Raw genomic sequence first — 11,918 nt, 5'->3', positions numbered from 1 at the left:
TGCCATCTGCGCATAGGAGGAGATGATGGAAGCGCTGGGTATATGCCTCGTCACGCGGTCGCCGGAATTGCTCGATGATGTGTCCTTCGTCGTCCAACAGCTCAATCATGGGCTGGCCCCCCTGTCTGGCGAAGGGCCGACGGTGCCTGCCGATGCCGGGAAATCGTGCTGCATGATAGATGGGGGGGCGCATAGCGGCAGGGTGTTGGAGGCGTTGATGTCCCAAGCCGAGTGCTATCTGCAGGGTAGCCTGGCGGCATGGCAACAGCCGATGGAAATCGAACTGCTGCATTTCTGTACCCTGGAGGATGCGCAGGCGCAGCAGGTGTTCCACGGCAGAAGACCGCGAGTCGAGATCTTTATCATTGATGCTTCTCACCATGATGAGGTGGGAGAAGACCCATTCGATGCCTTGTTTACCGCTTATCGGCATGAGAGCGACGCAACGCCACGTTTGTCTCCGCACTCGGCTCTACTCTACTGCTCTCGCCAGGCCCTTCCAGAGTGGGTGGCGCGGACAGGCGGTAACCGGCATCTGCGCGTCCCGTTGCAAGATCGGGCGGCGAGCCGTGCCGATCTGCTGCGGATTGCCGTGGATCATCTCGAACATGCCCATTTCAATCGCATGTTGGCCCGGTCGGTTGGCCAAACTCTTCCACCGGTGAGCATCGCCTCTGAAGTAGCACGCTTCATGTTCGATCAATGGCAGGAAAACTGGGATTTCCATTCCTACACCGGGTCCATGGTGGCTGGACTGATCCAGTCCATGCAGCAGAGGGTCAAGAACACAGGAGTGCGGTGCCTGCACGGTTGCAATGAGCATAGCCTGGCGGTCAGTGCTCTGGCGGGGTGGCAGCTTTACGACCGAGCGTATGTGATAACGGTGACCTCCGGGATGCTGGACGAGTTCCGCGGCACCCTTGCTAACCTCAAGCGTGCCAGGGCTCCCGGGTTGATCATTTGTGCCGATTCCCCCGATGACACCTGGTTTGCCTTCCAGGGCACTATGGACTCGGAAAACGATGGCCGTCAGGTGATCGCCGCACGCAGGCTACGATGCGTGTTTATTCTCAAGGTGGGGGAGATAACGGCGAAACTGGCGGAAGCCTTCTCGCTGCTCGCCGAGCGTCCTGAGCCGGTGTTCATTCTGGCGACCCAGGCGGTATTGGAATCGTGTCCGCGGCAGTCTCTGGATGTTTCCCTGCCGCCACGGGCAGAGAGAGGGCTCGGTACCTTGAGCGATGCGCAGAGAGCGGCCCTGGCCGAGGCAATGCTGATGATCAACCAGGCGCCGCAGCAGATGCTCTGGCAGTGCGGCAAACTCTCTGACGCGCAGCGCGAACAGGTCTATGCCATCGCCGAGGCAGCCGGCATCGCCCTGACCGACACCATCACCCAGCCGGGCAGTGTCGGACCCTACCGCCGGGGACGGCTGGTGCCAAACTACCTCGGATCGCTGTCGCTTTACGGTTTCGGCCGGCGCATCTACCGCTTCCTGCACAAGAATCACGAGGTGCTCGGGCCGGACGAGCAGTGTCTGTTCTTCCTCAAAAGCAAGGTGGACCAGGCCGCCACACCGCTCTCCGAAGGCAAGCTGAAGCGCCAGGTCCGCGTGGTGCAGGTCAACCACGAGCCGCGCCATCTGTCGCCGTTCACCGACTTGGCGCTGGACATGCCGCTGGACCTGTTTCTCGGCCACGTTCAGGCCAACCTGGCAGTGGATCCGGCGGTACTGGCCCTACGCCGTGCCAAGCTGGCCAGCGTGCGAGAGATTCCCGAAGCGGTGCCGGTGGACCATATCGCGACGTTGCCGATGACCGCCAATTATTTCTTCCTGCGTCTGGGCAGACTGGTGCGCGAGCTGATCGAGTGCCACGACTACCGCTACACCGGCATCTACGACGTTGGTCGTTGCGGTATTTCCGCGTTGCGCAACGTGCCGCGCACCGGGCCAGGATTCTCCGGCTGGTACGGCCGGGCGCTGATGGGTGATGGCCTGATGGCGTTGCCGTATATCGCGACCACTACCGAAGGAAATGTGCTGGCCTTCATCGGTGACGGCGCGCGGGCGCTGGTGCCGGACATCGAGACACGCCTGGCCGCCAGCCTGGCCCAGGACCCGCGCGGAGCGACGAAGAACGTCACGCTGTTCTATCTGACCAACGGCGTGCTCTCGATGATCCAGACCTACCTGGACAAGCGCTACGCGCACAACGGGGCACACCAAGTGGCGGTGACCGCGCCGGCGGCGGGGCTGGCCATGGAGCGGAGCGGGGCGATCAGCGTAAATCGCAGCCGAGTGGTGCAGTTCGATCCCGACTTCCTGCGCAATGCCCTGACCGCTCCCGGTCAGCTCAACATCATTGACGTGGCCCTCGCCCATAACTCCGACGGGGACGGTCTCAGCCTGGTTTCCGAAACCGCTTGGAATCGTCAGTGATACCGATCACAAGGATTCTCGAACCATGAAATTCGGCTTTATCGCGCACCCAACCTCAATGGCGCTCAAACGCCATGTGAAACTCCTCGACCTGCTTGATCGTGGCATCGCCGAGCAGGACCGCAGCTACAGCCATGACCTCTGGCGATGGCGCAACCTGGTACCTTTCACCGACTTCGGCCGCATCGTCAGTGCCCGCGGCGCGGTCTGTGAGGGCATCGTCCACTATATGCCGCTGACCGCCGAGGAAATGCTCGCTCAGCCGCGTGCCATCGCCCGGAGGGTGGTCGAAGGGGTGAACAGCCTGAAGGAGCAGGGCGCCCAACTGGTCGGCCTCGGTGGTTTTACCGCTATCGTCGGCAGCCGTGGCCTGCAGACCCTGGAGCGTACCGGGGTGCCAGTTACCACCGGCAACTCGCTGACCGCCTACGCGGCCTACCGCAACGTGCTGGAAGCCATGGTGCGCCTGGGGGTGAATCCGGAGGACACCGAGGTGGCGGTGGTCGGCTATCCCGGCTCCATCGCCCTGGCCATTGCCAAGCTACTCGGCCATGACGGTTGCCGGCTGTGCCTGATTCATCGCGGCGCTGAGGAACAGTCACGCCGGGGCCTGGAGTACCTGCCGGAAGACCTGCGCAGTCGCGTGCGGCTGAGCAATGACATGCAGAGCTGTTACGACAGCGTGCGCTTCTACGTCGCCGCCACTTCCAGCGGCGGCGTCATCGATCCCTACCGCCTGGTGCCGGGCTCGGTGGTGGTGGACGCGGCGCTGCCGCGCGACGTGATGCCCTACCGGCAGGATCGCAGCGACATCCTGATCATCGACGGCGGGCTGGTTTCGGCCGGCTCGTCGCTGCGCTTCGGCGGCGAGAGCATGGGCCTGTCGCCGAAGAAGTTCCTCAACGGCTGCCTGGCGGAAACCCTGGTGCTGGGTCTGGAAGGGCGCGCTGAGCCTTTCTCCATCGGCCGCGAGCTGCCGCAAGACAACGTGCTGGAGATCGGCCGCCTGGCAGAAGGCCACGGTCTGCTGCCGACGCCGATGGCCTCCTATGGCGAGCGCCTGACCCAGGCCGACTTCGACGGGCTGCGGCGTTTCCACCACCCGAGCGGCCAGCCGCTGACCCTGGCAGAGAAGCCGCAACTGCGCAGCGAGGCACTACGCTGCTTCGGCGAGCACATCAACCCGATCCTCCGCGAGTTCTACACCTTCAACCACATCGAGCGGGTGTTCAGCCACGGTCGCGGCTGCTGGCTGACCGACCTGGACGGCAGCCGCTACCTTGATTTTGTCGCCGGCTATGGCTGCCTCAACACCGGACATAACCACCCGCAGGTCAATGCTGCCCTGCAGCGCTACCTGCAGCAGGAGCATCCGACCTTCGTCCAGTACGTCTCGGTACCGCTGCAGACCAGCCTGCTGGCGCAGCGCCTGAGTGAGCTGGCGCCGGGCAGCCTGGGCCGGGTGTTCTTCAGCAACTCGGGCACCGAGGCGGTGGAAGCGGCGCTGAAGCTGGCCATCGCCGCCATGGATGGTTCGCGGGTGCTGTACTGCGACAACGGCTACCACGGCAAGACCCTTGGTGCACTCTCCGTCACCGGGCGCGACAAGCACCGGCAGCCGTTCAAGCCGCTGCTGCCACGCTGTGACTCGATCCCCTTCGGTGACACCGAGGCGCTGGAAAAGGCTTTGCTGGTAGGTGACGTCGGCGCCTTCATCCTCGAGCCCATCCAGGGCGAGGGTGGGGTGGTGGTACCGCCGGTGGGCTACCTGAATCGGGTCCGTGAGCTGTGCAGCGACCACGACTGCATCCTCATCCTCGACGAGGTCCAGACCGGCCTGGGCCGTACCGGCAAGCTGTTTGCCTGTGAGTGGGAGGGCGTCGAGCCGGACATCCTGGTGCTGTCCAAGTCTCTCTCCGGCGGCGCCGTGCCCATCGGCGCGACGCTGTCGCGGGCGGACCTCTGGGACCGCGCCTACGGCAACATCGACAGCTTCGCCCTGCACACTTCTACCTTTGGTGGCGGCAACCTGGCGGCGGCTTCGGCCATGGCGACCCTGGACGTGATCGCGTCCGAGGATCTGCCGGGCAATGCGGCACGGGTCGGCGGCATGCTCAAGGATGTGCTCAGCGAGGCGGTGGCCGACTACCCGTTCATCCGTGAAGTTCGCGGGCGCGGACTGATGATCGCCATCGAGTTCCAGAATAGCTTCGGCGGCGGGGTGGAGGCCTTCGTTCGCGAGTTCGCCAGCCGCATGCCGGGCAACGCGGCGGGCACCTACCGGATGATGCCGGGCAAGGCCAAGCGGCTGATCCGCGAAGCCATCGAAGAGCTAGAAAAGAACTTCGAGGAGATGTTCGTGCTGCGCTTCGTGACCAAGTTGTCGCAGGAGCATGGAATCCTCACTTTTGTCACCGCCAACAACAATCGGGTCATGCGCATCCAGCCACCACTGGGGCTTAGCGAGCAGGAGGCATTGCATTTTGTGAAGGCCTTTGCGGCCGTATGCCAGGACATGTCGACGGTTGTGGAGTGACAGGGCCTTCACAAGGTCTTTGGCTCTTTTATTCGCCTGACTTCGAACGGCATACGAATCTCTCCTAATGACAGATCTATTGCCTGTGGCGGCAATCAGTGAAGCTGATAAGTTAATGAGACGCATTACTTTATGAGGATAGACGAACATGCAGCTTCCACCCTTGGTTGATCCCACTGCCACCTTGGGCAAAGAAGAAATATCTCGCTATAGCCGACACCTGCTGATTCCGGATGTGGGGTTGGATGGCCAGCGTCGCCTCAAGAGCGCCCGAGTGCTGGTGATCGGCGCCGGCGGCCTGGGGTCACCGACCTTGCTCTACTTGGCCGCAGCCGGGGTCGGTACGCTGGGCATCATCGATTTCGACGTGGTCGACGAATCCAACCTGCAGCGCCAGGTGATTCACAAGGTCTCCACTGTTGGCCAGCGGAAAGTCGAGAGTGCTGCCGCGGCTATCCGTGAGTTGAACCCCTATGTGAACCTGGAGCTGCACACCGACCGCCTCGAGGCGGAAATGGCCGTACAGCTGTTCTCGCAGTACGACCTGATCCTCGATGGTACCGACAACTTCGCCACCCGCTACCTGGTCAACGATGCCTGCGTGCTGGCTGGTAAGCCCTACGTGTGGGGCTCGATCTTCCGCTTCGAGGGGCAGGTCTCGGTGTTCTGGGAGGACGCACCCCGTGGTGCCGGCCTCAACTACCGCGACCTCTACCCCGAGCCGCCGCCTCCGGAACTGGCGCCGTCGTGCTCCGAGGGTGGGGTGCTGGGGATCCTCTGTGCCTCAATCGGCTCGATCATGGCCACCGAGGCGGTGAAGCTGATCACCGGCATCGGCGAACCGCTGCTCGGCCGGCTGATGGTCTACGACGCCTTGGACATGACCTACCGGCAGATCGCCCTGCGCCGCGCCCCGGACCGTAGGCCGATCACCGAGCTGAGCGACTACCAGGCCTTCTGCGGCCTGAATCGGCCCCTCGGCGTGCAGGAGTCGGACATTCCATCGATCAGTGCCGTCGAACTGAAAGCGTTGCGTGAGCGGGGCGCGCACCACGAGGTGATCGATGTCCGCGAACGCACCGAGTGGGACATCGTGCATATCGACGGCGCCCGTCATATGCCCAAGAGCTCGTCGATTGCCACCGAGATAGAAGCGTGTTTCGGCAAGGACACCCCTTTGATCCTGCACTGCAAGAGCGGGCTACGCTCCAAGGCGGTGCTGCTGGACCTGCAACGTCTGGGTTTCAGCGACGTGCGCAACCTGGAGGGCGGTATCCTCGCGTGGATTCGCGACGTGGATGCGACGCTGCCCAGCTACTGATTTGCTCAGGATCACCCGACCCGGGAGTAAGGACGCTATGCTGATCATTCTTTCCGAACTGCTCGACGCCATGCTCGCCCAGGCGTGCGAGGGTCACCCGATCGAAACCTGCGGTGTGATCGCCGGGCCGATTGGCTCGAAACGGCCGACCCGTATGATTCCGATGCGCAACGTTGCGCAGTCGGAGACCTTCTTCCAGTTCGATCCGCAGGAACAGCTACGGGCCTGGCGTGAGATGGAGGTGCTCGGCGAAGAGCCTTGCGTGATTTACCACTCGCACACCCAGTCTACCGGCTATCCCAGCCGCGATGACATCCGGCTCGCCAGCGAACCCCAGGCGCACTACGTGATTCTCTGCACCGCCGAGAATGCTGGCGCGCCAGTTCGCAGCTTTCGCATCGTCGACGGCAAGGTCACCGAGGAAAATATCCAGGCCGTGGCGCAGTACCCCACGGCTTTGATCGGCTGATCCTAGTCTTTTGCTTCTTCATCTCTCCGTTTTCGCCAACAGGCCCCAAGGAGTCAGGTATGCCCATTTCCGTTTCCATTCCCACTCTGCTGCGCCCGCTTACTCAGGATCAGAAACGCATCGAGGTAGAGGGCGCCACCGTGCGTGAACTCATCGAGCGTATGGACAACCAGTACCCCGGTATCAAGCAGCGTCTGCTGGATGGCGGCGAAATGCACCGCTTCGTCAACGTCTATGTGAACGATGACGACATTCGCTTCGTCGACAACCTGGGCACGGTGCTGAAAGACGGCGACAACGTGACGATTCTGCCCGCCGTCGCCGGTGGTTAATGGCTCCGTGCCTCTGTGCACTGCCAGCAACGCTATCGCCGATGAAATTGAAACTCTCATGGATCGAGTCGATATGAATACTACGGCCTTGCCTCTGAAGGGATGCACGCTTGCCGGTGCCATTACCTCTATTCCGCCATGCTTCACTCCCGCGGTGTCCTCCCTTCGTCACCAGGCCCGCGCCCTGGGCGTCGACCTCTCCCATGGGGCTGCTACGAGCACCTCTGGCGTGGTATTCGATTTCCTGGCTCCGGGACTGGATCCCATCGCTACCCACTTGCTCGGCTGGGCCGATGGTCGGCCGGATGGTGCCAGTGAACTGACCGTCCAGGCCGCTTCCGGGCTGATGGCCGTGCATGGCCGCGCCAGCGGCGGAGCTCGGCCGTTGGGCGTGGACTATGTCTCCACGCTGGCCGCCAGCCTGGCCCTGCAAGGCTCATGCGCCGCTGCCGTTGGCCAGTTGCGTGGCGGCGGCCACCGTCGAGTGGACGTTTCCCTGGCCGGCGCCGCGAGCCTCGCCATCGGTCAGTACCTGGCTGACGCCACCGTCTCGGAAGGGGCCGAGCGGCTGCTACCCGGCTGCACCTCACCGCACGACCGTCCACCGTTCACCTCCGCCGATGGCGTGGTATTCGAGATGGAAACCCTGGACGCCGAACCCTGGCGCCGCTTCTGGAGCGGCCTTGGTATACCCGGCGAGCTGGCCGGCAAGGGCTGGAGCGCCTTCCTGCTTCGCTACGCCAAGGCGGTCTCGCCGATGCCGGCGGAGTTGATGGAGGCGCTGTCACGGCTGCCCTATGCGCTGATCGCCGAATATTGCGCCGAGGCTGGGTTGTCAATCTGTCCACTGCGCAGCCTGAGCGAGCGCCTGCAAGACGACGACCTGCCGCTGTTGCTGGAGCAGGGACCCTGGCACTTCACCCCCGGCTCCAGTGGCTTAGCGACGACTGGTTTGGGTGGCCGCGGCGACCTGCCGCTGAGCGGCCTGAAGGTGATCGAGTCCTGCCGGCGCATCCAGGGCCCGCTTGCCGGCCACCTGATGGCACTGCTCGGTGCCGAGGTGATCCGCATCGAGCTGCCCGGCGGCGACCCGCTGCGCGGCATGCCGCCCCTGGTGGACGGCTGCTCGGTGCGCTTCGACGCACTGAACCGCCACAAGGAGGTATGCGAGCTGGACATCAAGTCGGCCCGTGGCCGCACCGAGCTGCTGGAGCTGGCCAGCCAGGCCGATGTCTTCCTGCACAACTGGGCGCCGGGCAAGGCCGCCGAGCTGAACCTGGACCATACCGACCTGGCGCGGGTCAACCCGGCGCTGATCTACGCCTATGCCGGCGGCTGGGGCGACGATTGCCGCCTGCACGCCATGCCCGGTACCGATTTTATGGTTCAGGCGCACTCCGGCGTCGCCCGGCAGATCGCTCGTCGCTCGGCGAGTGCCGGCGGGTCACTGTTCACCGTGCTGGACGTGCTGGGTGGGGTGGTTGCCGCCCAGGGCATCAGCGTGGCCTTGCTCAAGCGCTGCCTGTACGGCGAGGCGGGGCGGGTCGACAGCTCGCTACTCGGCGCCGCAACCCTGCTGTGTAGTGCCGAGCTCCAGGCCCTGCGCGACGGCAAGGCACTGGCCCAGCCGCTGGTCGCCGGTGTCTACCCCACCGCGGCTGGGCTGCTTGCCATCGAATGCCGCGATTCGGAAGAAGTGAAGCGTCTGCGCTATGCGCTGGACTACCCGCTGGACACGGAGCCGGTATTGCGTGACGAGCAGATTGTACGCTGTCTGGCATCGCACGATATGTGGGCTTGGCAAGACCACTTGCGGGAGTCTGGCCTGGCCGCTTCCGCCGTTCGAGAAGACCTATCGGCAGTTCACGAAGACGAGCGGATAACGCCGTGTTTGCGCACCGAAGCCTATACCCAGGCCAAGTCTCCTTGGAGTTTCACATGAACGACTCAGGTATCATCGATCTGGTTCCCATGGACGTTCGCCGCGAGTGGGTACGCGATGGGAGTTATCCGAACAAATCGGTGTTCCAGCTATTCTGGCAGCACGCGGAGCGCCATCCCGAGAAGCTCGCGGTGATATCGCCGGAGGAGCGAATCAGCTACGGTGAGCTGCTCGATCGCTCCCTGCGTCTGGCGGCCAGCCTGCGGGCAGCGGGCATTGTGCCCGGTGACGTGGTTGCCTATCAGCTCACCAACAACTGGCGCTGCTGTGCCATCGACCTGGCCGCCGCCGCCCTTGGTGCGGTGGTCGCGCCGTTCCCGCCGGGGCGCGGGCGGCTGGACACCGAGTCTCTGCTGCGCCGCTGCGATGCTCGTGCGGTGGTGGTACCGGCCGAGTTCGGCGGCATCGACCTGTGCGAGCTGATCGAATCCCTGCGCCCAAGCCTGCTGTCGCTGCGCATCCTCATCGTCGAGGGCGAGGCACGGCGTGGCTGGTCGTCCCTAGATTGCCTGATGGACGTCGAACCGCTGGCTGCCGAGACGCTGCCCGAGGTCTGCCCGAACTCGCCGGTGCGTCTGCTGGTGTCTTCCGGCACCGAGTCGGAACCGAAGCTGGTGGCCTATTCGCACAACGCCCTGCTCGGCGGCCGTGGCCGCTTCCTGCAGCGCCTGCATGCGGACAGCGAGAGCTTTCGTGGACTCTATCTGGTGCCATTGGGATCGGCGTTCGGCTCTACCGCCACCTTCGGTGTTCTGTCCTGGTTGGGTGGCTCCATCGTCGTTCTACCGAAGTTCGATGTGCCGGCGGCGATCCGTGCCATCGAGACTCTGCGCCCCACCCACATCCTCGGCGTACCCACCATGCTCCAGCGCATCGCCGCTGATCCACTGCTCGCCGAGGTGGACAAATCCAGCCTGGTCGGTTTGATCAGCGGCGGCTCGCTGATCGACGAGGCCAGCGTACGTCGCTGCGTCGAGGTGTTCGGCTGCGGCTTCATCAGTCTCTATGGCTCGGCCGACGGGGTGAATTGCCACAATACCCTGGATGATCCGCTGGAGGTGGTTCTGCGCAGCGTGGGACGGCCCAACCCGGGCGTCTGCGAGATCCGCATCGTCGACGAGCAGGGCGCCGAACTGCCCCGGGGCGAGGTCGGCGAGATCAAGGCGCGTGGGCCGCTGAGCCCGATGCAGTACGTCAACGCACCGGAACTGGACGCACACTACCGCGACGCCGGAGGCTGGGTGTGCACCGGCGATCTTGGCTACATCGATCGCGATGGCTACTTGATTCTGGCCGGACGCAAGAAGGACATCATCATCCGCGGTGGGCAGAACATCAGCCCGGTGCAGATCGAGATGCTTGCCACCGGTCACCCCGACGTGGTCTGCGCCGCCTGCGTGCCGGTGCCGGCCACGGACCTTGGCCAGCGTGTGTGCATCTGCGTGACCCTACGCGAGGGGGCGCCGCGCTTTTCCCTCGCCGAACTGACCGACTACCTGCGCCAGCAGGGGCTGGAAGTGAACAAGCTGCCCGAGTACCTGCGCTTCTACCGGCAGCTACCGCTGAATCCGGCCGGCAAGGTGGACAAGAAGGCGCTGGCCGCTGAAGTCGCCTTCCTAGAAAGCGGCGTGGGCATTGCCTGCTGAGGAGTCGAGCATGAACCAGCCATTGCGCTCGCGTCCCGCCGAGGACGCACAGAAACTGGCGAAGCGGGTACGGGCGTTCGTCGACGAGCGAATCCTACCCCGCGAGGCCGAGCTGTCCGGCCCACGCGAGATCGCCAGGGCCTGCCAGGAAGAACTGATCGCCGCCGCCCGCGAGCAGGAGCTGAGGGGGATCTTCTATCCAGGCCGGATGAGCAGCCTGGAGGCATACCTGGCGGTGGCCGAGCAGGAGGGACGCTCCGAGTACGGCGGTGCGATCTTCGGCACGGAACTCGCCCTCGATACGCACATGCTGACGCGCCACGGCGGCCCGGAAATCCGCGCCGCCTTCCTCGCGCCGCTGCTCTCCGGGGAGGGAGTGTCCGCCTATGGCATGTCCGAGCCGGACAGCAGCGGCTCGATCCCGGCGACCATCGCCGCCACCGCCACGGCGCAGGGTGATCACTGGCGCTTGGACGGGCGCAAGTGGTTCATCTGCCGCGCCGACCGAGCCACCTTCGTTACCGTGGTGGCGCGCACCGACGGCGCTGGAGTGGGTGGGGCGCTGTCGATGATCCTGGTGCCCTCCGGTGCCCCCGGCTTCACCATCGCCCGCGAGATGGACATCCTCGGCCGCTTCCAGGGCCAGTGTGAGATCGTCTTCGATGGCGTGCGCGTGCCCCGGCACAACCTGCTCGGCCAGCCCGGCGCCGGCCTGGCGCTGATGCAAGAGCGCCTCGGACTTGGCCGCCTGCTGCGTGCCGTACATTGGCTGGGCCTGGCGCAGCGCTGCTTCGACCTGATGTGCACGCGCGTCCGTTCGGCGCGCGGCGAACAGGTGCGGCTGAGCGACAAGCAACTGGTGCGCCTGCGCGTGTTCGAGGCCTACCAGGCCATCGCCAGCGCCCGTGGCCTGCTGCGCGACGCAGCTCGCAAGTTCGATGCCGGGGTGGCCAACACCATCGAGGTCAACGTGGCCAAGGTCGCTGCCTCCCAGGCACTCAGCCGTGCGGTGGACTCGGCGATCCAGCTGTACGGTGCCGAGGGACTGAGCAGCCTGACGCCGCTGTCCGGTATTTACCGGGCGGCGCGTGCCACGCACATCCTCGATGGCACCGACGACGCCCTGGTCAGCGCGGTCGGCCGTCGCTTGCTGGATGCCTATCAGGACGCGGACACCCTGGATTTCGACTGGCCGTCGCTGTCCGGAATCCCGGCAGCGCAGTGAACGAGGT

The 11,918-nt window shown here is 64.6% G+C and carries 8 protein-coding genes; all 8 read left to right on the top strand.

Annotation, left to right across the window (positions count from 1 at the left end; translation table 11 throughout):
• Positions 1-22: 22 nt before the first annotated feature.
• The 8 genes from HPA02_RS02015 to HPA02_RS01980 all read left to right on the top strand — a co-directional run bounded on the left by HPA02_RS02015 (position 23) and on the right by HPA02_RS01980 (position 11,911).
• A complete protein-coding gene (locus HPA02_RS02015; protein WP_146801387.1) occupies positions 23-2,440 on the top strand; it encodes a decarboxylase in 2,418 nt (805 codons plus the stop codon).
• Between the two features lie 25 nt (positions 2,441-2,465).
• Positions 2,466-4,976, top strand: coding sequence for a prodigiosin MAP biosynthesis aminotransferase PigE (gene pigE, locus HPA02_RS02010; protein ID WP_146801385.1), 2,511 nt, complete (start codon positions 2,466-2,468; stop codon positions 4,974-4,976).
• A 148-nt stretch (positions 4,977-5,124) separates the two neighbouring features.
• The gene (moeB, locus tag HPA02_RS02005; RefSeq protein WP_146801383.1) at positions 5,125-6,297 is read left to right on the top strand and encodes a molybdopterin-synthase adenylyltransferase MoeB; all 1,173 of its coding nucleotides are present in this window, start codon (positions 5,125-5,127) and stop codon (positions 6,295-6,297) included.
• A gap of 37 nt (positions 6,298-6,334) precedes the next feature.
• Complete coding sequence (locus HPA02_RS02000) at positions 6,335-6,766, top strand: M67 family metallopeptidase (protein WP_146801381.1); 432 nt, start codon at positions 6,335-6,337, stop codon at positions 6,764-6,766.
• Positions 6,767-6,825: 59 nt separating this feature from the next.
• Entirely contained in the window at positions 6,826-7,098 is a 273-nt protein-coding gene (locus HPA02_RS01995; RefSeq protein ID WP_146801379.1) for a MoaD/ThiS family protein, read from the top strand.
• A 229-nt stretch (positions 7,099-7,327) separates the two neighbouring features.
• Positions 7,328-9,040, top strand: coding sequence for a CoA transferase (locus HPA02_RS01990; RefSeq protein ID WP_244945839.1), 1,713 nt, complete (start codon positions 7,328-7,330; stop codon positions 9,038-9,040).
• Positions 9,037-10,686: a class I adenylate-forming enzyme family protein gene (locus HPA02_RS01985; protein WP_146801375.1), complete on the top strand. Its 1,650-nt coding sequence runs from the start codon at positions 9,037-9,039 to the stop codon at positions 10,684-10,686. Before HPA02_RS01990 ends, HPA02_RS01985 begins: the two co-directional genes overlap by 4 nt.
• 10 nt (positions 10,687-10,696) lie before the next feature.
• Positions 10,697-11,911: an acyl-CoA dehydrogenase family protein gene (locus HPA02_RS01980; RefSeq protein WP_146801373.1), complete on the top strand. Its 1,215-nt coding sequence runs from the start codon at positions 10,697-10,699 to the stop codon at positions 11,909-11,911.
• Positions 11,912-11,918: the final 7 nt, after the last annotated feature.

The sequence above is a fragment of the Bisbaumannia pacifica genome, from assembly GCF_007989625.1.
GTDB lineage: Bacteria > Pseudomonadota > Gammaproteobacteria > Pseudomonadales > Halomonadaceae > Bisbaumannia > Bisbaumannia pacifica.
This window is presented reverse-complemented; position numbering and strand designations above follow the sequence as displayed.

Excerpts from the sequence above, each read along its gene's own strand:
- pigE (WP_146801385.1), top strand. The coding sequence starts at position 2,466 with ATGAAATTCGGCTTTATCGCGCACCCAACCTCAATGGCGCTCAAACGC.
- HPA02_RS02015 (WP_146801387.1), top strand. The coding sequence starts at position 23 with ATGATGGAAGCGCTGGGTATATGCCTCGTCACGCGGTCGCCGGAATTG.
- HPA02_RS01995 (WP_146801379.1), top strand. The coding sequence starts at position 6,826 with ATGCCCATTTCCGTTTCCATTCCCACTCTGCTGCGCCCGCTTACTCAG.
- HPA02_RS01985 (WP_146801375.1), top strand. The coding sequence starts at position 9,037 with ATGAACGACTCAGGTATCATCGATCTGGTTCCCATGGACGTTCGCCGC.
- moeB (WP_146801383.1), top strand. The coding sequence starts at position 5,125 with ATGCAGCTTCCACCCTTGGTTGATCCCACTGCCACCTTGGGCAAAGAA.
- HPA02_RS02000 (WP_146801381.1), top strand. The coding sequence starts at position 6,335 with ATGCTGATCATTCTTTCCGAACTGCTCGACGCCATGCTCGCCCAGGCG.
- HPA02_RS01980 (WP_146801373.1), top strand. The coding sequence starts at position 10,697 with ATGAACCAGCCATTGCGCTCGCGTCCCGCCGAGGACGCACAGAAACTG.